We start from the raw sequence: 20,512 nt of genomic DNA, 5'->3' as shown, positions 1-20,512 counted from the left end.
ATTTAGTAGTATAAAAAAAATCTCCATGAATCTAATAGAACAATCCGAAGATTTCGTCAGTAATTTACTCAAAGATAAACTTTCTAATCTATATTCTTATCATAATTTTAACCATACTTTAACTGTAGTAAATGCGGTAAAAGAGCTGTGTAAAAAGGAAGATGTTAAAGGAGATGAGAAAGAAATGCTTCTTGTTGCTGCTTGGTTTCATGATACAGGTTATATAGTAGGCTATGAAAATCACGAAGCAGAAAGTGTAAAAATTGCCACAGCTTTTTTGAAAGAAAAAGAACAATCAGACGAATTTATCGCAACGGTTTCGAGTTTGATTTTGGCTACCGTAAAAGAATATATTCCGAAAACGCATTTAGAGAAGATTATTAAAGATGCTGATTTTGCCCATATTATGGGAGCAGAATATGAAACAACTTGTGAGTTATTGCGTATTGAATTGAAAAATACCTGGGATTTGAATTTTTCTAATGTTGAATGGGCAAAAGAGAATTTTAATTTTTTAATGAACAAACATCGATTTTATACCGATTATGCGATTAGAAAATGGCAGCCTTTAAAAGAGAAAAATTTGCTTCTTGTGCAAAAGAAAATCGAAAAGCAAAAAAAGAAAGAAGCAGACAAAATAGAAGAAGAAAATAAAAAGAAAGATAAGATCGAAAAACCGGATCGTGGTGTTGATACTTTGTTTCGCGTAACTTTAGGAAATCATACACGCTTAAGCGGAATTGCCGATAGTAAAGCCAATATTTTATTGTCTGTAAATGCGATTATTATTTCGATTGCACTTTCATCGATTATTCCGAAATTAGATAGTCCAAAGAATGCGCATTTGGTTATTCCGACTTTTATAATGCTTATTTCGAGTGTGATCACTATTATTTTTGCCATTCTTTCTACAAGACCAAAAGTTACTACGGGGGTTTTTACACGTGAAGATATAGAGGCAAAAAAGATAAACTTATTGTTTTTTGGAAATTTCTATAAAATGCCACTCGAAGAATACGATTGGGCAATGAACGAAATGATGAAAGACCGCGATTATCTTTATTCGACCATGATTAAAGATTTATATTATCTGGGATTGGTTTTGCAGCGTAAATACAATTTACTGCGCATTGCCTACAACTTTTTTATGATAGGAATTATTATTACGGTAATTGCTTTTGTAATCGCTTTTAAATCAATTTAATTTCTTATTCTTTGAACAATTAAACACATAGAAACATAGATTTATTTTTAAAGATTAAAAAAGAGAATTTAAAAAAGAAACAAGTTTCTTAACACATAGCTATGTTTGTTTAGGTAAGTAAAACGCCTTTTTTAAGTTTCAGAAACTATGTTTCTATGTGTTAAAATTAATTTCGCAAGACAACCACAATCTTGTCATCTCGAGGAACGAGAGATCACACAAAAAACTCGATAAAGATTGTTGATTTTCTTTCGAGTTTCTAGTGTGATCCTTCCTGCGTCAGGATGACAAGATTGCGAAAACCTTGTCCTTGTTCGAAGAGATGACAAAAATGAGCATATTAAATATGCTTCAATAGTTAATTAAGCTCGTCTAATAAATCCTGATAGGTAATTTTTTGTTTTACCGGATTTGCATTGTTATTGATCACTTTTACGCGAATCGCTCTCAATCCGGAAACCCCCTGAAGATCTTCGACCTCAAATTGTTCTATTGATGGTTCCAGGATTTTTTTATGTTGCAGGTATTTAATGTATTTTAAATATTCGGCTTCTTCGCTGTTTTGAGAATATACAATTGTAATTTTTTCTTTTTCTGTAATACGCTCGTTTGTTCCCTTAATGTTCGATTTGTCGATACGTTTTTTAACGACTTCATATCTTGCATTATAAGTTCCGTCTACATCAAAACGTTTTTCATCCATTCTAAAACGAATAGAAAGCGGCGCACTAAATACTAAAATCAGCGAAGTTACATCGAGTTCATAAGGCAACGATTCTTTTAGTTGATGATGTTCCAGCTCCATTTCGCATAAAGTCTGTAATTGCCACAAACGCAAATTGTGCAAATACATAATATCGAAAGGTTTTGTTGGCGCAATTGATGCTCCTATATAAAGATTGTGTTCTACACCATCGGTTTTAAAACGCTCGTAATAATGCGGATATATTTCCTGCGCTTCAACTTGTTTTTTATCCAGTACAGTTGCTAATCTTTTGTTGATGATAGACATAGCGTTGTCAAACTTCTTTCTTTCCTGATAGAACAATCCGCTTTTTTCGTCGAGACTTTCAAAATACAAACGTTCCAGTTTTTCGCTCTTTTGAGTTTCTTTTGTATTCTTTAAAAGAGGGTGAATTTCTTCTTCGATATAACGCTGAATATATTGTTCAGTATCCGCTTTTAACGGAGCATCTAATTCGTCGCGGAACGATTCTAACTCAAATTTTCTTTGTTCTAAAAGGACTAAGTTGGTGTTAGGATCCTGAGATTCAAAAATCTTCAATAAAGCCGTTAATTGATTTTTAAGATCTCTTTTTACGGTTTCATTTCGATGTTCAGACGAACCTTTGATATCGATCTGACCGTATAACGGATATACATTTTTAAAGACAATTTCTTTAAAAATATAATCTTTTGTTTGATTGGTATTCTGAAAATAGTTTTGAGATTCTTTCTTGAATTTCCAATACACACTTGGGTGAATCGTAGTATATTCACGCTGAATAATTGATGCAATCTGATGCTGCATATCTGTATTATAGCGATCGATGGTATCGGTTAAGTAGGGAAGTACCAATTCGAGTTTAGTCGCATTTATACTATTTAAATCCCTAACAGTCGAAGAAACCAATTCTACAACACCCAATAAATGATCGTCTTTTATAACAGGCGCAAAAACACAACTCTGAATACCTTGTTTTAATAAATGTTCGCCCAGTTTTTTGTTAGACGATTCTTCGATGAATTTTTTTACATCAGAAATTACAAATAGCTCTTTATTGTCGAGAAGATTTTCGAATGAACAGCCAAAAAAAGCATTTTTACAGTCGATTTCCTGATCGCTGGTAAGCAGAAAACTTTGTAGCTGATGATCGAATTTAAGCGGTCTTAGAAATTTTTCTTCTTCCGGATTATACACTATAAAACCAACTCTTAAATCTGGAACTTTAAATATTGATCTAAAAATGTTTGTAACAATTTCATCTGTTGCAACGGTTTTAGAATCAGGTTTTAATAAATTACTTTTTAAATTTGAAATAGCACTTTCTATTGTTGCGTCAAACAAAGAAACGATTCCGAATCCTTTTAAAGTCCAGCTTCCCGGAGGGAATTTCTCTTTCCAAAGGTCAATGTCATTATAATTATCAATCAATAAGTTGATTTCATCCTGAGTAAGATCTATAGAATTTTCATTTGGAATGATTTCCATAAAATCAGCATTGTACAAAATGCGATAATGCTTTTCGACTCCTTCTTCATCCGGAATATCATAAAAGAATGGTTTATTAAAATCTATTCTTTGTTTGTAATATACTCCTAAAATAAGACAGCAATTATTGATATAGAATTGATGATCATCAAAATCACGAATTTCCATATAAAACTCATCACCGGCATTGCGCAGGATTTTTTTGAAACGGTCGGTATAATTGAAAGATACATTTTGAAACGGAATCGTAACGGCTTTAATTTCATTATTTGTTAAAGCAGTCGGGAACAAATCGGCTAATAAATTTTTGATTAAAGCTTCATTGTTTTTAATGATCGAAAAATCCTGAATACCGGTTCTAAATTCCGGGATGGTTTCTATTTGTTTTAATAAGGCCTTGGCGTAGTTTGCTCGGTAATCTACATTTGATAAAGCAATTTCTTCAAGAGATTCGATTAATTTATGAAATGAAATTATGGTTTTAAAGGGACTTTCTTTAGGTAAATGAATATCCATGTTAAGTTTTTTTTGAACTACAAAATTAAGCAAATATTAAGAATGTACGACATTTTATTATTTCTTTCCTCTATAGTTCGATAGGTTTTATTGTCTGTAAATCAGTGCTTTCAGGTTTATTTTTTATTTTAACGAAATATTAACTTTAATAATAACGGAACGATCGTTCCGTTATTGTATCTTTGTACCATAATAATTCAATAATCAATAATTTAAATAATAATAAAAATGAAAAATTTAGAAAACAAAGTAGCAATTGTAACTGGTGGAAATAGCGGAATTGGCTACGCAGCTGCTGCAGATTTAGTAGCAAAAGGGGCAAAAGTAATTGTAACAGGAAGAAACAAAGAAGCTTTGGCTCAAGCCGAAAAAGAATTGAATGTTACCGGAATTGTAGCAGACCAATCGGATCTAAAATCTATTGATAGTTTGGTAGAACAAGTAAAAGCTCAGTTTGGAAAAGTAGATATCTTATTTCTAAATGCAGGAATTGCAGCTTTCGCTCCAGTTGATGTGGCTACAGAAGAACATTATGACAGTATTATGAATGTGAATGTAAAAGGAGTTTATTTTACAGTTCAAAAAGTACTGCCAATTTTAAACGATGGTGGTTCTATTATCTTTAATACTTCAGTAAATGCGCAATTAGGAATGCCGGGTTCAAGTGTATACGGAGCAAGTAAAGCAGCTGTTTTATCTTTAAACCGAATATTTGCCGGAGAATTGGCGCCAAGAAAAATCAGAGTAAATGCGGTTTCTCCTGGTCCAATCGAAACTCCTTTGTATGGTAAAGTTGGTTTAGAAAAAGAAGAAGTAGAAGGTTTGGGAGCTGCTTTAGGACAAAAGATTTTATTGAAACGTTTTGGACAGGCTTCAGAAGTAGCAAAAACAGTTAGTTTCTTAGCTTCAGATGATGCTTCATTCATTACAGGAACAGAAATCGTAGTAGATGGTGGACTTACTGTAAACACAGTATTATAATTTTTTGACTAATTCAGGAACAATCGTTCCGTATTTTTAGTATCTTTGCAAAAGAATTTAATTTTGAAGTTATGGCAAGAACGAAAGAATTTAACGAAGATCAGGCTTTAGATAAAGCGATCGAAATTTTCTGGCACAAAGGATATAACGGAACATCGGCTCAGGATTTGGTAACGCATTTAGGCTTAAGCCGTTCTAGTTTGTATGATACCTTTGGCGATAAGCAAAAACTTTTTGCCCAGTCGTTGCAGCGCTATCAAAAGAATGCACAAAAGCAAGTCATGGAATTGTTTGATCAGTCTGAAAATATCAAAGAAACTTTGCATGATATCTTTAAACAAGCGGTTATAGAAAGCCTGGAAGACAGAATTACAAAAGGTTGTTTTATGGTAAATTCTTCTGTAGAATTGGCAATGCATGATGAAGAAATTGCCAAAATTGTAAAAAACAACAGCCAGATAATGGAGGAAGTTTTTACAAAGGCTGTACAGAAAGGGCAGGATTCAGGAGATATTTCGAAAGCAAATAGCGCAAAAGTTTTAGCACGGTTTATTTTTAACAATTATTCCGGAATCAGGGTTTTAGCAAGAAGCGGCGAAAGAGACAAACAAGTTTACGATGATATTGTGAAAGCTTTATTTTCTATGTTATAATGTAGAAAAAGCTCTGAAATAAAAAAACGGCAATTACGAATGTAGTTGCCGTTTTTTGTTTTAAGTAAGTAATAGAAAATGAATGACTCTTAGCTTTTTTCTTCTTTATTGAAATAAACTAAGTAGTAATACATTTGTTTTTCTTCATCCCAGCCTTTTTCAACAAATTTCTCTGCACTTTCAGGATTGATAAAATCCATTTTGATCTGAATGTGAGTATCCAGATTAATAACGTTTTTAATCGATTTTCTGGCGTCAGATACTGCTGCGTTGGCAATAGGGAATGAGGTTACATCTTCGATGCTGTATTTTTCTCCTTTATCAACTTTATAGTTTTTGAATTCAGGAATCAAGTCAGGATTGTCTAATACTTCATTCAGGAAGTTTTGCTCTTCGAACTGATCATTCTTAGCGAAATAATTCACAGAACGGTTCATAAACATTACTTCTTCTTTTTTGTCTTCTGCTGGCAAAACAACATCTTTTGCGAAGTTTTGACAGAATTTCAAGTATTTTTTAGTGATGAAGTTTTCATCTTCAAAAGCGTCAACAGATAAAAAGTGCTCTAACCAATAACGCGCGTCGTAACGGTTGCTATCAACGGTTAGAATTTTGTATCCTTCTTCTTTTTTATAATTAAAAATCAAACAACCTTTATCTAATTTGCTCAGGTTGATACCTTGTTGCAAAATCATTTCAAGGTTACTGTTTTTTTCTTCGAATTGTAAAAAGTCAGCTTGTAGCTCACTTTTAAAAATTCCGATTGCATCGACAACGTTGTTATCAATACTTAGATTTGTTAAATACGTTACGTAAACCTCTCCGTTTTTAATGTGCGGGTGATTGGACTGCTCAAATAAATGCGTTGTGATTCTTTTTGAAATCTCCTGCAAATTATTCGGATTGTCAAAAATCTCAGTCGCATATTTAAACATGTCGTTGTAATCCAAATCGACTTCGTGCGCAAACTGATAATAGTTTTCTTCTTTCTCTCTAAAAGGCTTAAAAAAGTACTCTTTTATCAAAGGAACGATTTCATCATTTAGATTAAATGGTTGTTCTGATAAAAAAATAGCTTCGTTTCTGCTTTTGTTTCCTACGCGGTGTATCGCAAGCGTCTCGATGTGGGTGTTGAAAAGGTTGATCATTTTTTATTTAGGTTCAGAGTGACAGAGGTTCAAAGGTACAAAGGTTTATTTTCTGTCTTTTATCTTTCTGATAAAAGAACTTAACATTCGTTCTATTTCTCTGCTTTCTCCATTTATTTTATTAAATTGATTCTCGCTTAAATATTTTAAATTGAATGAGATTTCAAGTTGGGTTTGGATTTCGAATAAGGATGACATTGAAATATTTAAAAATCTCAAATAATCATTATTTCCATCCCTGCCATAACCTTCTGCAATATTACTAGGTATTGATATAGAACTTCTTCTGATTTGTGAAGATAGTCCATAAATTTCTTCTTTGGGAAATGAATTTGTTAATTGGTAAATTTCAGTTACTAAGTTCATTGATTTTTGCCAGATTAAAAGGTCTCGAAAAGTATTCATATTTAGTGCATTTAAAAAAATAAATACAAAAATAAAAATATTCCTACATTTTTAAATCAAAGATTTAAAAATAAAAACCTATGAGCCTTTGCTACTCTGAACCTTTGTACCTTTCCTCTAATTCCAGTTCTCCTCAAATCCAAAATCTTCAAAACTGTCATCTCCTTCGAACATGTCAAGATCGTCTTCGTCAAGATCATCTTCAAATTCGCCATAGATATCGTCGTGCATATCGGCTTCGAAGTTTTTTTCTGTGGCTTCGTCAGGCATTTCTCCGTGAGAGAATAACGTTTCCGGGTAAGGAACTCCTGAAATTTGATCTTCAATAGCAGCTAGTTCAACTAAGAAAGTCCACATATTGATGAAGTCATATACATAGATGATTTTGGTGTTATCTTTATCTAAGATATCAGATAATTGATAATCGCTCATGGTTTTTTGTTCTCCGGGAACGTCTCCGGTATCAAAAAGTGCAATTTCGTCTTCCTGATTCCAAGTTTCATCGCAGGTATAAAACGAAGCTACTTCCATTCCGTCAAAACCAAAAGCGTTGAAGATCGCATTGTGTAAATCTTCAAGCGTATCATCTTCAAGAATTGCAATGTCTCTAAAAATATCTTCTTCGGCGTCTAGAATTACTCTAAATTTATAAACCATAATCTTTGTTTTTATTGAAAGGTCAAAGGTAAAATATAAAAAACGAAATACGAATTGCGAATTACGATTTGTTGAAAAGATTTTAAAAAGAGATATCGACGGCTAGTTTGTCATTGCGAGGAACGAAGCAACCACACTACAAAGAAACGTAAAATGATTCAGCAAGTGAGATTGCTTCGTTCCTCGCAATGACAGTCAAAATTACCTCCCAATCAATCTTTTTCTAATCTTATGGTAACGTTTATGATAAGTACTATGGCTTGGATAACTTCTTGTAGAAGTCATATTGTTGAAGATTAAAGCAGTTAAAAGTAAAATCAGAGTACCCACTAAAACCGGCGAAATCACATACATATATCCCAAAGCCTTTACTTTTTCTGTACCAATAACTGCGATTAGAGCAGTTGCGCCTCCGGGAGGGTGCAGTGTTTTTGTAATTTGCATAGCAATTATGGCAAGCGAAACGGCTAATGGTGCTGCGATCCAAATAATATCTGGTGCGAGTTTATGAACTGTAACCCCTATAAATGCTGATATTACATGTCCTCCAACTAAATTTCTTGGCTGTGAGAACGGACTTTGAATAATACCGTAAACCAATACGCTCGAAGCGCCAAAAGAACCAATTAAATAAACGGCATCATTTCCTGAAAAGTGAATTGACTGGACATAAGCCAGAATTCCAATTCCGATAAAGGAACCTACAAAGGACCAAAAATGTTCTTTAGAGTCAATTAAAGTTTCTTTGTAAAGAATATATCGTGTTTTGCGGTAGCTTCTTTTTATTTTAGGAGTGGGCATAAGTGTGGTATTTTGCTTGAATATAAGTTTAAGATTAATACTTAGATTTGTTTGTTAAAATGTTATTTAGTTAAGCTTGGGGCGTAACTATATACGGTGTAAGGGTAAATCATTTTTGCTGTATATTTTGATATTAAACAGACAACTAAAATGGGTAAAAACAAAGTGTAATCATTTGTTAATCCGCAAACTAAAAATATTGCGGTAAAAGGCGCGTGTATGCTGGCGCTTAAAACAGCTGCCATCCCGATAATCATAAAATTAACCGGAAGTACGTGAACCTGAAAAAATGTGTTTAGAATTGATGCTAACAATAATCCTAAAAAAGCGCCAATAAAAAGACTTGGAGCAAAAACTCCTCCGTCTCCGCCTGAAGCTAATGTTATTGAGGTTACAATAGGTTTAAGCAATAAAACTCCAACAAACGTAAAAGCTAAAGTTAGCGTTAACGGAATTTCGGCTGAATTGCTAAAAATCCCTTTTATTGCGTGATAACCTTCGCCATATAATTGAGGGAAAACAAATAGCGAAACACTTAAAACTACTGACCCAATTAAAATTTTGTAATAATGGGTATCGATTCTTCCGAATTGCGATTTGAAAAATAATACGCAACGGGTTAAATAAACCGAATTTATTCCGGCCAGGATTCCTAAAAGAATGAAATACGGAATCGCTTTTAGATGCCAGGTTGTAATCGAAACGGCAAACAAAGGTTCTTCTTTTAATATGGTAAGTAATCCAAAAGCCACTGAAACCGCAATTAAGTTTGAAATTACAAATGCGCGGGTTACTTTTCTGGAAATTACTTCGAGTGCAAATAAAATTCCGGCAATTGGGCTGCTAAATAAGGCAGTTACGCCAGCTGCAACTCCGGCACAAATCAATTCGGTTTTGTATTTACGAAATACATTTTCTTTTTGCTGTGCTACAGATCCAATTGTGGCGGTGGCAACTACAGTCGAAACTTCGATTCCGGTAGAACCTCCAAAAGCGACCGTTAGTAATCCGTTTATAAAGTGTGATGGAATTTTATAAGAAGGTAAATTTTTTGAAGTTGATTTGGTGCTTTCAAAAACTTCCTTAATGCCTTTGTTTTCTTTTTTCTTGAATAAATATTGCCTTAAGAAATAAATTACTGATAATCCGAAGACCGGAAAAATGATATAAAAAATGGGATTTACCGAGACTTCATGAAAGAAGATTTCTTCGTAATATTCGGTGATTTTTTTGAGTGAAATTCCTAAAAAGGCCGAAAGAAAGCCAATTAAGATAGAAACGATAACTAATTTTTGAAGGACAATAAATTGATGATTTTTTTTGATTTTCGCCGTTTTGTTCATCAGATGTGGATTTTTTGGATCGCATTTTTTTTATGCGGGTTACAAAATTAAGAATCAAAATCGGTTTTTTGTGAAAAATATGCAATATAATGTGTTAAAACGTATAAAAACAGGAAAATTCTTTCAGTTGGTTTTTGTGAATATTAGGGTGTGGTTTTGCCACTAAGACACGATGGTGCAAAGGATTTTTCTCATTTTTATGTCATTTCGACGAAGGAGAAATCTTCGCAAGAAACTCTACAAAGATTGGCGATTTTGATTGCGGAGCTACTCACGAAGATTTCTCCTTCGTCGAAATGACAAATTGGACGTTTAATCAATATTTTTAAAGAAAAACTTTGCAACTCTGCTCCCGATAGCTATCGGGATTGCGAGATTATTTTAAAACTTTATCTTTCATAAAACTCGATAGGCAACAAATCAGGATCAGCAATAAAAGTAAATCGCTTTTCTGTGGTTTCATCAATTCTTATAGGTTCTGATGCTACGTTTTTGGTATTCAAAAAGGCAATGGTTTCTTCTAAGTTAATTACTTCAAAAGCCAAATGACGCAAACCAACAGCTTCTGGCCGTGAAGGTCTTTGCGGCGGATTAGGAAATGAAAATAGCTCAATGACGTAACTTCCATTCAAAGCCAAATCTAATTTATACGACTGGCGTTCTTCTCGGTAGATTTCTCTGATAATAGTTAAACCTAAAACTTCGGTATAAAAAGTTTTAGATTTTTGATAATCAGAGCATAAAATGGCGATATGATGTACTTTATTTAAGGTAAGCATTATGATTTTGATTCAGGTTCTTGATTTAATTTTCGAATTACTTTTGCAGGATTTCCAACAGCCAGTGAATTGTCCGGAATATCTTTTGTTACAACAGATCCGGCGCCAATAACACAACCTTTGCCAATGGTTACGCCTGGACAAATAACAGAATTTCCGCCAATCCAGCAATCGTCTCCAATAGTTACGGGATAAGCATTCTCTAGAGTTTTTCTTAATTCAGCGTCAAGCGGATGGGAGGCGGTATAAATTTGAACATTGGGTGCAATAAATACATTCGATCCAATATTTACCGGAGCACAATCTAAAACAACACAATTAACATTAAAATAAACATTTTCGCCGCAAGTAATATTATAACCATAATCGCAATGAAAAGGAGGTTCGATATAAAAACCCGGCCCTGTATTTGGAATTAGTTCTTTTAAAATTTCTTTTGCTTTTTTGGTTACGCGGTATTCAGTAACATTTAATCGATGCAATAAGTTTTTTGCTTTTCGACGGTCTTTTACCAAAACCGGATCTCCGGCAATATAATATTCTCCCGCAATCATTTTTTCTTTTTCTGTTTTCATATTAGATATTATATTTTCTTCTTCGCTATCTTTTCGTGTATTTTTAATGTTTCCTGCAAAGCGGCCGTGGCGTACCAGGGCGTTAATTCGGCTTCGAGTAAATTGGCTTTTATGGCAGGATCTGTTGCTACAAGGGCTTTTGCTTCCTCTATTGTTTCTACATTAAAAATATAGATACCCCGATAATTTCGATCGTTTTTCATAAAAGGTCCGGCAACAACCAGTTTTCCTTCCTGAGCAAGTTTGCCGATATTCGCCATATGACCTTCGAATAATTTTTTGCTCTCCTCTTTTGATGCGGTTGTATTGGTTCCGGATTTTAAAAGACAAAACACGTATTTTTTCATTCCGTATTCATCTGCTTTCAGGGATTTAGCCAGATTTTCGTCATATTTGATTTCAGTTTCCTGAGAAAATCCTATAGTAGTAATCAATAAAAATGCAAGTTTTAATATAGAATTTTTCATATGAAAATGTGTTTTAAAGTAACTTCTTCAAAATAACGATTTGTCCCAAATGATATACATCATGCTGAATTATTCCGTGAATATCTTCGTAGAAATTATGATTGTTATTTGGATCTATTTTATCAAAGCCGGCATCATCAAAATCACTCAAAAAGGCACTCCATAATTCCTGAGATTTAGCGAGACTTTGTAGCGATTGTTCCCAAGATGCTTCGGACGAATCCAAAATAGGAACAAAATAATTATGATCAGGAGTAGTTATTGTTTCTCCCTGCACACGTCTTAAAATATTCCTTCTCCATTGTATCAAATGATTGACAATTTCCCAGATCGTATTTAATTTTGGGTTTATTTTTCTGTAAGCCTGCTCAGCGGTTACATTTTCTAAAGTACGAGCCAAAGTAACCTCCAGCCATGGATTTCCATTATAAATGGATTGATATAAATTCGAAACTCTTTTGCTTTCTGACATGATAGATCGTTTTTAAAACTTAAAAGCTAAGATACAAATAAAAGTAATTTACAACTCATCCTAAAAAATCTACAATTGGGTTATTTAATATTTTTTAACAAAAACTGTTAAAATATATTTGCTCCATCAAAATCAAATACCATGACAACCAAATTACTTTTTACTATTACTTTTTTATTTTTTACAACATTCATTTTTGCTCAAAACACCATTTCGGGTAAAGTTGTAGATCAAAAAGGAAAACCAGTTCCGGGCGCTAATATTTATATCGACGGAACCTACGACGGAGCGACAAGTTCTGATACCGGAGATTTTTCGTTTGAAACATCAGAAACAGGAAATAAGACTTTAGTAGTGAGTTTTTTATTATACGATACCTTCAAAAAAGAAATTGATGTTACCAATTATAAAGATCAAATTGTAAAGCTGAGAGAAAATGTAAACGCACTCGACGCTGTTGTAATCACGGCCGGAACATTAGAATCTGGTGACAAAGCAAGAGTTTCAGTTTTAAAACCTCTTGATATTGTTACTACTGCAGGATCTGCCGGAAATATCATTGCCGCTTTGCAAACTTTACCAGGAACACAAACTGTTGGCGAAGATGGTCGTTTGTTTGTACGTGGAGGAGAAGCCAGCGAAACTCAGACTTTTGTAGACGGACTTCGTGTAGCGCAACCTTACGGAGCAACCACAAATAATTTACCAACCCGAAGCAGGTTTTCGCCTTTTTTGTTTAGCGGAATTGCGTTCTCAACCGGAGGATATTCTGCTGAATACGGAGAAGCTTTATCAAGTGTTTTATTATTGAATACACAGGATGAACCTGATCAGAATAAAACAGATATTGCTTTAATGACAGTAGGTTTAGGGGTTGGAAATACACAAAAATGGAAAAAAAGCTCTTTTAGTATTAATACCAATTATATTAATCTGGCGCCTTATCAGGCTGTAATTCCGCAAAATGTAGATTGGAATAATCCGTATCAATCTTTAGGTGGAGAAGCGGTTTACAGATATCATTTTGAAAGAGGAATTTTTAAATTATACGCTGCTTTTGATGCCGAAAAATTCGATCTGAATCAGAAGAATGTCAATTTTGTTGATCCTGTAAGAACCGATTTAAACAATAATAATTTCTATTTGAATGCCTCTTACAAAGGAGATTTTGGAACCGGATGGCAATTAACTTCAGGAATTAGTTACGGGTACAGCAAAAACAAAGTTAAATACGATATCAATGATGTTGACAGCAATGAAAATGCAGCACAACTAAAATTGAAATTAAGAAAAAACATCTCAAACTATTTTAAATTGTCTTTTGGAGCCGATTATTTTATAACCAGATACAATGAAAATTTTGATGACAATATTGCGATAAAAACAGCAAACGGTTACGATTCTAATATTGCTGCTTTTTATACTGAAGGAGATATTTTATTCTCGAAAAAGCTGGCAATGAAAATAGGTTTCAGACTTTCGAACAATAGTTTGCTTGACGAAACGAATATCGCACCAAGAGCTTCCATCGCTTATAAAGTTTCTAAAAACAGTCAGTTTTCATTTGCTTACGGAGATTTTTCTCAAACTCCTGTTGTGGATTATATTAAATATTCAAAATACCATCAGTTCGAAAGCGAGAAGGCGAGACATTACATTTTAAACTATCAGTTTACAAAACCGGGACAAACTTTTAGAGCCGAAGCTTATTATAAAGATTACAGCAATTTGGTTCAATATAATACCAGAGATATTCAGTACAATTCGATTTTCAATAATAATGGTTCAGGATATGCAAAAGGACTGGATTTGTTTTGGAGAGACAGCAATTTGTACAAAAACTTAGAATACTGGATTTCATATTCATATATAGATTCAGAAAGACAGTATAAGAATTTCCCGACTATGGCCACTCCAAATTTCGTAGCCAATCATAGTTTATCAATTGTAACCAAATATTTTATCACCGATTGGAAATCGCAAATTGGTTTCACGAATAGTTATAGTTCAGGTCGCCCGTATAATGATCCGAATCAAACGCAATTCATGAACGGAAAAACAAAATCATACAACAGTTTGAGTTTTAACTGGGCGTATTTATTAACAACACAAAAAATCCTTTATTTCTCTGTTTCGAATGTATTAGGAACTCAAAATGTTTTTGGCTACGATTATGCAAAATTACCGGATCCAAACGGGGTTTATAACAGACAAGCCGTCGTACCAACCGCAGACAGATTCTTTTTCGTAGGTTTCTTCTGGACGATTAGTGATAATAAAAATGAGAATCAATTGAAAAACTTGTAGTTGCTAAGGTGCTAAGGTTCTGAGTTACTAAGGTAAAAACTTAGAATCTTAGTAACTCAGAACCTTAGAATCTCAAAAAGAAAACAATTCAGTCATAAAAATCAACAACTCAGTAGCATTTAATTTTAAAACATTAAAAACCAACATACTTTTGAAATAGAAATTAACAAAGAGAGCTTCAATCGTCAATCAACAAAACTTAGAACCTCAAAACCTTAGCAACTTAGAACCTTAAAAAAAAAAGAACCCATGACCAAAATTATTACCATAATCACATTATTTATCTGCAGTTTATTATCTGCTCAAAATGTAAAGCTAACCGTTTCTGTTTCGGGTATAAAAAATAATGCTGGAACTGTAAAAGTAGGTTTGTACAACTCAGAAGGTACATTTCTTAAAACAACTTATAAAAGTGTTGGATCTGAAATTAAAAACAACAAAGTAGTCGTAGTATTCGACAATCTTCCGGCGGGAGATTATGCAATTTCAACGTATCACGATGAAAATAATAACGGAAAACTGGATAAAAATATGATGGGAATTCCATCTGAAGATTATGCAGCTTCAAATAATGCAAAAGGATTTATGGGACCACCTTCTTATAAAGATGCTAAATTTGATTTAGTTAAAGATTCAAAAATTGAAATTACATTATAATAATAACGAACAAAACAACTTAAAAAATAACCTTTTTAATTACTTAAAAAATGAAAAAAATCATCACTTTAGTCGCATTATTCGTAGTCGCAATAAGTTCTGCACAAACACAGTTTGAACAAGGAATGGGAAAAGCTTTTGGGCTTTGGAAAGAAGGAAAAAATACAGAAGCGTCTGCTTTATTTGAAAGAATCGCGGCGGCAGAAAAAACAAGTTATTTACCTAATTATTATATCGCTTTAATCAACACTACATCTGCATTTACTGAAAAAGACAAAACAAAAATTGATTTGCTACTGACAAAAGCACAAGACGCATTGGATGTAGAATTGATAAAAGATCAAAATAATGCGGAGTTATATGCCATGCAGGCTTTGATTTACACGGCCTGGGTTGTGGCAGATCCTATGACAAATGGAATGAAATATTCGGCTAAAGTGATGGAAGCTTACGCAAAAGGAAAAGCGATAGATCCAAATAACCCAAGAATTGTTTTTGGTGAGGCTGATTACCAGTTAGGTGGGGCAAAATGGACAGGAGTTGATACAAAACCTCTTTGTGCACAAGTTGATAAAGCTGTTGAACTTTTTGCTACTTTTAAACCAGAAACTCCTTTTTCGCCAAAATGGGGATTAGAAAGAGCTTTAGAAACTCAAAAGAATTGTAAAAAATAAAATTAATTTAAGCTGATAATATAATGAAAGATCGCGGAGCTATTTATGGAGATTTAAAAAGTGGAACAATAGTTTCGTTCAAGATTTCTATGATTTTTACGGTAATATTTTCAGCTTGTTTAGGTGGTGATTTAAATATCCGAAACGTTCTTATTACTTTTTTTATCAGCTGTCTTTATTCCTTCCTTGTAGGTTTTGGTAACGGATATATTAATGTTTACTTAGACAAAAAATGGGATTGGTTAGAGCAAACGAACTTAAGAGTATATTACGGAATTTTAGTTACCGTTTTGTATACAGTTCCGATCGTTTTAGGGATTAATTATTACATCTATGTTATTTTGCAGGATATATCTCTGGAAGTTTTTTTTAGCGATAAGATGATTTGGGTACACTTGTTTTATATCATACTCGCTCTGGGAGTTTCGACTTTTATGCAGGCCAGAAGCTTTATGGTAAAGTGGAAACAGGCATCAAAATTCGAGATTACACAACAAAAAATTATTGCAGGAACGGCAAATGCTAAATTCGAAAGTTTAAAAAATCAAATAGATCCGCATTTTCTTTTTAATAGTTTAAATGTATTAAGTTCTTTAATCGAAGAAAATCCGGATAATGCGCAACGATTTACAACTTCATTATCTAAAATTTACCGCTACGTTTTAGAGCAAAAAGACAAAGAATTAGTATCTGTAGAAGATGAATTGTCGTTCGCAAAAACCTATATGAATTTGCTGAAGATGCGTTTCGAAAATAGTTTGTTTTACGAATTGCCCACTACAAATATAAACCCTGATGCAAAAGTGGTTCCATTGTCTTTGCAGCTTTTGCTGGAAAATACAGTGAAGCATAATATCGTAAGCGAACAAAAGCCATTGCATATCAGAATTTTTATTGACGGAGATTATTTAGCAATTCAGAATGATTATCAGAAGAAAGAAGTTTTGCAGGACAGGCAGGGAGTTGGATTGCAAAATATTGTAAACCGATACGGGATTATAACAAACCGAAAAGTTTTGATCGAACAAAATGAAAAAACGTTTACAGTTAAAATTCCAATTTTGACCAAACAAATAACAGTTATGGAAACAAGTGCAGAATATAGCGATGAAAATAAGGCTTATTTCAGAGCTAAAAAAAGAGTAGAAGAATTAAAAGGTTTTTACGGGAATGTTATTTCATATTGTTGTGTAATTCCATTCTTAATTTTTATAAATTTGAGGTATTCTCCTGGATTTCAGTGGTTTTGGTTTTCAGCTTTAGGCTGGGGGTTTGGAGTCGTAATGCATGCTTTTAAAGTGTTTGGTTACAGCTCAGATTGGGAAGAACGAAAAATTAGAGAGATTCTGGAAAAAGAAAAACAACAAAAAAACTGGAAATAATGGAACCCAATTATCATGAAGCAAAACGCTATTACGAGGCTCAGAAAAAAGTGGTCGAAATAAAAAAGTTTTACCAGCACCTAACGGTTTATCTTCTTTGTAATCCCATTGTTATTGTAGTCAATCTTATGACATCTCCAGGTTATTTGTGGTGTATATATTCTGTAGTAGGATGGGCAATTCCGATCATTTTGCCCGGAATGAAAGCTTTTGGGTTTTCGCCTATTTTTAATAAAGATTGGGAAGAACGAAAAATTCAGGCGCTTTTAGAAAAAGAAAATCCAAAACAAAAATGGGAGTAATCATGGAAAATAATTTTAACAATAGCGAGGAAGAATTCGAACTTCAAAAAATGGCCAATAAAAAAGTACTTAAACTCAAGGCATTTTATTCGCACGCATTTGTTTATTCTATCGGAATGATCATTTTTATTTTAAAAGAATACGCAGGATTACCTTTAAATTTCCTGCCATTTAAATATATAAATTGTTTTGTAATGATCATCTGGACAACCGTTTTTTTAGTTTCGGCGGTAGATTTATTCGCTTCTTTTAAAATTTTTGGAGAAGAATGGGAAGAGCGAAAAGTGAAAAGTATTTTAGAGAAAAAAGAAAAAACACAAAAATGGGAGTAATCATGGAAGTTAATTTAAATGAAGAAGACAGATATTATCTGGCAAAAAAGAGAGTTGAAGAAATTAAAGGCTTTTACGGAAATTTAACCGCTTTTATTGGTGTAAATGTTGTTCTTATTTTTGTCAATTTATACACATCACCGGATCATTTATGGTTCTATTGGCCTTTAATGTGGTGGGGAGTTGGAGTTGTTTTTCACGGAATGAAGGTTTTTAAAATATTTCCGGTTCTTGGAAAAGAGTGGGAAGAACGAAAAATCAAAGAACTGATGGAAAAAGAAAGAGAAGGTAAAAATAAATGGCAATAATTTAATTCAAAATAAAATGGGACGATTTAGACAACGCATGTATGATGAATACAGACAAGAATTTAGTACAGACGAAAGTTATAATATTGCATATAAAAAAGTAAAAAAAATTAAAGGATTTTATTCGCATCTGAAGGTTTATATTATAGTAAATGCTATTATCATTTTTACTAGTTTGAACAGGAATTTTGTGGGATATGATTTTAATAATGGAAATCATTTTACAATAAGAAGTTTTAATAATTGGGAAATTTATTCTACAGCATTGTTTTGGGGAATAGCTTTATTGATTCATGCCTTTACAGTTTTTGGACCGGATATATTTTTCGGAAAAGACTGGGAACAAAAGAAAATTCAAAAATATATGGAGAGAGAATCTCAAAATAAAAATAAATGGGAGTAACTTTAAAATCAAATTTTCAATTTTTGCATTGTATTAAATGACCACATTAATTATAGAAGACGAAAAACCTGCAGCAAGATTATTGCAACGAAAACTCGAAAAGTTAGATATTGCTGTAAAAACAATGTTGCACTCTGTAGAAGAATCCATTGATTGGTTTACTAATAATCAACATCCGGATTTAATCTTTCTCGATATTCAGTTGTCAGACGGTTTGTCGTTTGAAATTTTCGAAAAAATAGACATTCAAAGCGCCATTATTTTTACAACCGCTTATGACGAATATGCCTTAAAAGCATTCAAATTAAACAGTATCGATTATCTTTTAAAACCTATAGACGAAGATGATTTAGAAATTGCGGTAACAAAATTTAAAAACCGAATTCCTAAAGCTGATGCAGGAAATCAAAATCTTCAACTTGATTTTGAGCAAATAAGGCAAATGTTGTCTAATCCTTTTGAAAAGAGTTACAAGAAACGATTCACTGTAAAAATTGGTCAGCATTTAAAAGTGATCACTACCGATGAAATCGAATGTTTCTTTAGTGAAAACAAAGGAACTTACATTCATACTTTCGATAATAGAAATTATCTGATCGATTCGACTTTAGAAATTCTCGAGCAGGAACTAGATATGAAGGATTTCTTTCGCGTAAGCAGAAAATTTATCGTTCCTCTTACTGCTATAAAAGAAATTCAGGTGTATACAAATTCTAGATTAAAAGTAATTTTACCTACTTACAAAGAAGACGAAGTTATTGTAAGCCGGGAGAAAGTACAAGATTTTAAAGCCTGGCTGGGATAGAATTTATTCATTAATCTGGTTGGAATAAAAATTTAGTATCAATTAAATAAAAAAAAATCCTTCAGCAGAAGGATTTTTTTATTTCTAAGAGTTTTACTATTTACTCAATCGATGCAAAGTAAAAGTCATGGCACTTAAAAGGAAGAAAGCCATAATTTGGTGAATTAATCCTAAAGCCAATGGAACACTGTATAAAAGGGTAAATACACCTAATGCAAATTGAATAAATACAAAAACTACCAAAGTTTTAATTCCGTTTGATTGTGTTCTCGAAAGCGAAAATTTAGTGCTTTTATAATATAAAAACAGAATAAAAGCCACCACAACATAAGCAAAAGTTCTGTGTACAAACTGAACACCACTTTTACCTTCGATTAGGTTTTTTACCAAAGTAGGTTGTTCGATAAAAACAGAATCATGTATAAATTCTCCGTCGCTCATTAACGGCCAGTGATTGTGAATTAATCCGGCATTTAAACCTGCCACAAAACCACCATAAATAATTTGAATTAATAAAGCAACTAAGGCATATCGTGCGATATTACGAAGCGGAATTACTTTGGTAATTGTTTTTTCAGGATAAATTAAATCTAATGCTACCCATAAAGTGTAGGCAAAAGTGATAAAAGCAAAAGTAAGGTGTAAAGAAAGTCTAAAATGACTTACATCCGGATTATCGATTAATCCGCTACGAACCATGAACCAGCCAAGGAAACCTTGAAAACCTCCCATTGCCAAAAGAACAACGCATTTTTTGATGGTCGATTTATCAAGTTTTTTTCTAATTAAGAAATAAACAAAAGGAACAAAGAAAACAAGCCCAATGATACGACCAATGAATCGGTGGAACCATTCCCAGAAATAAATAAATTTATAATCAGCTAATTGAAAATCGTTGTGAATATTGATTTTTTGATACTCAGGAAACTTCTTGTATTGCTCAAAAGCTTCATTCCATTTTGCATCCGTCAAAGGAGGGAAGGTATCGGTTACCAAATGCCAATCGGTCATTGATAAACCTGAATTTGTTAAACGGGTAATTCCGCCAACGACTACCATTAAAAACAATAAAACACAACCTGATAGTAACCAAATGATTACTGATTTATTCTCTTTTTTCATTTTATTA

23 protein-coding genes are annotated in these 20,512 nt (G+C 33.0%); 12 read left to right on the top strand and 11 right to left on the bottom strand.

Annotation, left to right across the window (positions count from 1 at the left end; translation table 11 throughout):
* Positions 1-25: 25 nt before the first annotated feature.
* Entirely contained in the window at positions 26-1,204 is a 1,179-nt protein-coding gene (locus tag L0669_RS22900) for a Pycsar system effector family protein (RefSeq protein ID WP_263760170.1), read from the top strand.
* A 358-nt stretch (positions 1,205-1,562) separates the two neighbouring features.
* On the opposite strand, the gene L0669_RS22895 is transcribed toward L0669_RS22900, so the two are convergent.
* Complete coding sequence (locus L0669_RS22895; RefSeq protein ID WP_263760168.1) at positions 1,563-3,932, bottom strand: GAF domain-containing protein; 2,370 nt, start codon at positions 3,930-3,932, stop codon at positions 1,563-1,565.
* Positions 3,933-4,160: 228 nt separating this feature from the next.
* Here L0669_RS22895 and L0669_RS22890 point away from each other — a divergent pair, with 228 nt between their 5' ends.
* Both L0669_RS22890 and L0669_RS22885 read left to right on the top strand, forming a co-directional pair.
* Complete coding sequence (locus L0669_RS22890; protein WP_263760166.1) at positions 4,161-4,913, top strand: SDR family oxidoreductase; 753 nt, start codon at positions 4,161-4,163, stop codon at positions 4,911-4,913.
* Between the two features lie 71 nt (positions 4,914-4,984).
* Positions 4,985-5,566, top strand: coding sequence for a TetR/AcrR family transcriptional regulator (locus L0669_RS22885; RefSeq protein ID WP_263760164.1), 582 nt, complete (start codon positions 4,985-4,987; stop codon positions 5,564-5,566).
* A gap of 89 nt (positions 5,567-5,655) precedes the next feature.
* Here the strand turns inward: L0669_RS22885 and L0669_RS22880 are convergent, their stop codons facing one another.
* From L0669_RS22880 to L0669_RS22840, 9 genes are all read right to left on the bottom strand, one after another.
* A complete protein-coding gene (locus tag L0669_RS22880; RefSeq protein ID WP_055095663.1) occupies positions 5,656-6,714 on the bottom strand; it encodes a nucleoid-associated protein in 1,059 nt (352 codons plus the stop codon).
* Between the two features lie 45 nt (positions 6,715-6,759).
* Complete coding sequence (locus L0669_RS22875; protein ID WP_263760162.1) at positions 6,760-7,119, bottom strand: four helix bundle protein; 360 nt, start codon at positions 7,117-7,119, stop codon at positions 6,760-6,762.
* A gap of 117 nt (positions 7,120-7,236) precedes the next feature.
* Entirely contained in the window at positions 7,237-7,776 is a 540-nt protein-coding gene (locus tag L0669_RS22870; RefSeq protein ID WP_173972705.1) for an IS1096 element passenger TnpR family protein, read from the bottom strand.
* A 201-nt stretch (positions 7,777-7,977) separates the two neighbouring features.
* Entirely contained in the window at positions 7,978-8,577 is a 600-nt protein-coding gene (locus tag L0669_RS22865; protein WP_263760160.1) for an HPP family protein, read from the bottom strand.
* Positions 8,578-8,639: 62 nt separating this feature from the next.
* Complete coding sequence (locus L0669_RS22860) at positions 8,640-9,920, bottom strand: chloride channel protein (protein ID WP_263760158.1); 1,281 nt, start codon at positions 9,918-9,920, stop codon at positions 8,640-8,642.
* Positions 9,921-10,309: 389 nt separating this feature from the next.
* Complete coding sequence (gene gloA2 / locus L0669_RS22855) at positions 10,310-10,699, bottom strand: SMU1112c/YaeR family gloxylase I-like metalloprotein (protein ID WP_173972702.1); 390 nt, start codon at positions 10,697-10,699, stop codon at positions 10,310-10,312.
* Positions 10,699-11,274 carry a sugar O-acetyltransferase gene (locus L0669_RS22850; RefSeq protein WP_263760156.1) on the bottom strand — a complete coding sequence of 192 codons (576 nt, stop codon included), beginning with the start codon at positions 11,272-11,274 and terminating at the stop codon, positions 10,699-10,701. Before L0669_RS22850 ends, gloA2 begins: the two co-directional genes overlap by 1 nt.
* A gap of 8 nt (positions 11,275-11,282) precedes the next feature.
* Positions 11,283-11,741, bottom strand: a complete 459-nt coding sequence (locus tag L0669_RS22845; RefSeq protein WP_263760154.1) for a YciI family protein — start codon at positions 11,739-11,741, stop codon at positions 11,283-11,285.
* 13 nt (positions 11,742-11,754) lie between these two features.
* Entirely contained in the window at positions 11,755-12,213 is a 459-nt protein-coding gene (locus tag L0669_RS22840; protein WP_173972698.1) for a DinB family protein, read from the bottom strand.
* A 141-nt stretch (positions 12,214-12,354) separates the two neighbouring features.
* Here L0669_RS22840 and L0669_RS22835 point away from each other — a divergent pair, with 141 nt between their 5' ends.
* From L0669_RS22835 to L0669_RS22795, 9 genes are all read left to right on the top strand, one after another.
* Positions 12,355-14,520 (top strand): TonB-dependent receptor, encoded by a 2,166-nt coding sequence (locus L0669_RS22835; protein WP_263760152.1) that lies wholly within the window; start codon positions 12,355-12,357, stop codon positions 14,518-14,520.
* A 249-nt stretch (positions 14,521-14,769) separates the two neighbouring features.
* Positions 14,770-15,177: a DUF2141 domain-containing protein gene (locus tag L0669_RS22830; protein WP_263760150.1), complete on the top strand. Its 408-nt coding sequence runs from the start codon at positions 14,770-14,772 to the stop codon at positions 15,175-15,177.
* Positions 15,178-15,227: 50 nt separating this feature from the next.
* Positions 15,228-15,851 carry a hypothetical protein gene (locus L0669_RS22825; RefSeq protein ID WP_173972695.1) on the top strand — a complete coding sequence of 208 codons (624 nt, stop codon included), beginning with the start codon at positions 15,228-15,230 and terminating at the stop codon, positions 15,849-15,851.
* A 23-nt stretch (positions 15,852-15,874) separates the two neighbouring features.
* Positions 15,875-17,233 (top strand): 2TM domain-containing protein, encoded by a 1,359-nt coding sequence (locus L0669_RS22820; RefSeq protein WP_263760148.1) that lies wholly within the window; start codon positions 15,875-15,877, stop codon positions 17,231-17,233.
* On the top strand, positions 17,233-17,535 hold the full coding sequence (locus tag L0669_RS22815; RefSeq protein WP_263760145.1) for a 2TM domain-containing protein: 303 nt from the start codon (positions 17,233-17,235) through the stop codon (positions 17,533-17,535). Before L0669_RS22820 ends, L0669_RS22815 begins: the two co-directional genes overlap by 1 nt.
* 2 nt (positions 17,536-17,537) lie before the next feature.
* Positions 17,538-17,867 (top strand): 2TM domain-containing protein, encoded by a 330-nt coding sequence (locus tag L0669_RS22810; RefSeq protein ID WP_263760143.1) that lies wholly within the window; start codon positions 17,538-17,540, stop codon positions 17,865-17,867.
* Positions 17,868-17,869: 2 nt separating this feature from the next.
* A complete protein-coding gene (locus tag L0669_RS22805) occupies positions 17,870-18,175 on the top strand; it encodes a 2TM domain-containing protein (protein ID WP_263760141.1) in 306 nt (101 codons plus the stop codon).
* 16 nt (positions 18,176-18,191) lie between these two features.
* Positions 18,192-18,578 (top strand): 2TM domain-containing protein, encoded by a 387-nt coding sequence (locus L0669_RS22800; RefSeq protein ID WP_173972691.1) that lies wholly within the window; start codon positions 18,192-18,194, stop codon positions 18,576-18,578.
* Between the two features lie 37 nt (positions 18,579-18,615).
* Positions 18,616-19,383, top strand: a complete 768-nt coding sequence (locus L0669_RS22795) for a LytR/AlgR family response regulator transcription factor (RefSeq protein ID WP_263760139.1) — start codon at positions 18,616-18,618, stop codon at positions 19,381-19,383.
* A gap of 96 nt (positions 19,384-19,479) precedes the next feature.
* Here the strand turns inward: L0669_RS22795 and L0669_RS22790 are convergent, their stop codons facing one another.
* Positions 19,480-20,505 (bottom strand): COX15/CtaA family protein, encoded by a 1,026-nt coding sequence (locus L0669_RS22790; protein WP_263760137.1) that lies wholly within the window; start codon positions 20,503-20,505, stop codon positions 19,480-19,482.
* Between the last annotated feature and the right edge of the window lie 7 nt (positions 20,506-20,512).

It is taken from the genome of Flavobacterium bizetiae (assembly GCF_024271895.1).
In the GTDB taxonomy this organism is placed as follows: Bacteria; Bacteroidota; Bacteroidia; order Flavobacteriales; family Flavobacteriaceae; genus Flavobacterium; species Flavobacterium bizetiae.
Note: the sequence above shows the minus strand (reverse complement) of the source record. Positions and strands in the feature narration are given on the sequence as shown.

Bases quoted from the DNA above. Each gene is read 5' to 3' on its own strand.
- L0669_RS22860 (WP_263760158.1), bottom strand. From the start codon at position 9,920: ATGAACAAAACGGCGAAAATCAAAAAAAATCATCAATTTATTGTCCTT.
- gloA2 (WP_173972702.1), bottom strand. From the start codon at position 10,699: ATGCTTACCTTAAATAAAGTACATCATATCGCCATTTTATGCTCTGAT.
- L0669_RS22805 (WP_263760141.1), top strand. From the start codon at position 17,870: ATGGAAGTTAATTTAAATGAAGAAGACAGATATTATCTGGCAAAAAAG.
- L0669_RS22890 (WP_263760166.1), top strand. From the start codon at position 4,161: ATGAAAAATTTAGAAAACAAAGTAGCAATTGTAACTGGTGGAAATAGC.
- L0669_RS22840 (WP_173972698.1), bottom strand. From the start codon at position 12,213: ATGTCAGAAAGCAAAAGAGTTTCGAATTTATATCAATCCATTTATAAT.
- L0669_RS22820 (WP_263760148.1), top strand. From the start codon at position 15,875: ATGAAAGATCGCGGAGCTATTTATGGAGATTTAAAAAGTGGAACAATA.
- L0669_RS22850 (WP_263760156.1), bottom strand. From the start codon at position 11,274: ATGAAAACAGAAAAAGAAAAAATGATTGCGGGAGAATATTATATTGCC.
- L0669_RS22815 (WP_263760145.1), top strand. From the start codon at position 17,233: ATGGAACCCAATTATCATGAAGCAAAACGCTATTACGAGGCTCAGAAA.
- L0669_RS22845 (WP_263760154.1), bottom strand. From the start codon at position 11,741: ATGAAAAATTCTATATTAAAACTTGCATTTTTATTGATTACTACTATA.
- L0669_RS22810 (WP_263760143.1), top strand. From the start codon at position 17,538: ATGGAAAATAATTTTAACAATAGCGAGGAAGAATTCGAACTTCAAAAA.
- L0669_RS22800 (WP_173972691.1), top strand. From the start codon at position 18,192: ATGGGACGATTTAGACAACGCATGTATGATGAATACAGACAAGAATTT.
- L0669_RS22900 (WP_263760170.1), top strand. From the start codon at position 26: ATGAATCTAATAGAACAATCCGAAGATTTCGTCAGTAATTTACTCAAA.
- L0669_RS22880 (WP_055095663.1), bottom strand. From the start codon at position 6,714: ATGATCAACCTTTTCAACACCCACATCGAGACGCTTGCGATACACCGC.
- L0669_RS22825 (WP_173972695.1), top strand. From the start codon at position 15,228: ATGAAAAAAATCATCACTTTAGTCGCATTATTCGTAGTCGCAATAAGT.
- L0669_RS22870 (WP_173972705.1), bottom strand. From the start codon at position 7,776: ATGGTTTATAAATTTAGAGTAATTCTAGACGCCGAAGAAGATATTTTT.
- L0669_RS22895 (WP_263760168.1), bottom strand. From the start codon at position 3,932: ATGGATATTCATTTACCTAAAGAAAGTCCCTTTAAAACCATAATTTCA.
- L0669_RS22885 (WP_263760164.1), top strand. From the start codon at position 4,985: ATGGCAAGAACGAAAGAATTTAACGAAGATCAGGCTTTAGATAAAGCG.
- L0669_RS22790 (WP_263760137.1), bottom strand. From the start codon at position 20,505: ATGAAAAAAGAGAATAAATCAGTAATCATTTGGTTACTATCAGGTTGT.
- L0669_RS22830 (WP_263760150.1), top strand. From the start codon at position 14,770: ATGACCAAAATTATTACCATAATCACATTATTTATCTGCAGTTTATTA.
- L0669_RS22865 (WP_263760160.1), bottom strand. From the start codon at position 8,577: ATGCCCACTCCTAAAATAAAAAGAAGCTACCGCAAAACACGATATATT.
- L0669_RS22875 (WP_263760162.1), bottom strand. From the start codon at position 7,119: ATGAATACTTTTCGAGACCTTTTAATCTGGCAAAAATCAATGAACTTA.
- L0669_RS22835 (WP_263760152.1), top strand. From the start codon at position 12,355: ATGACAACCAAATTACTTTTTACTATTACTTTTTTATTTTTTACAACA.
- L0669_RS22795 (WP_263760139.1), top strand. From the start codon at position 18,616: ATGACCACATTAATTATAGAAGACGAAAAACCTGCAGCAAGATTATTG.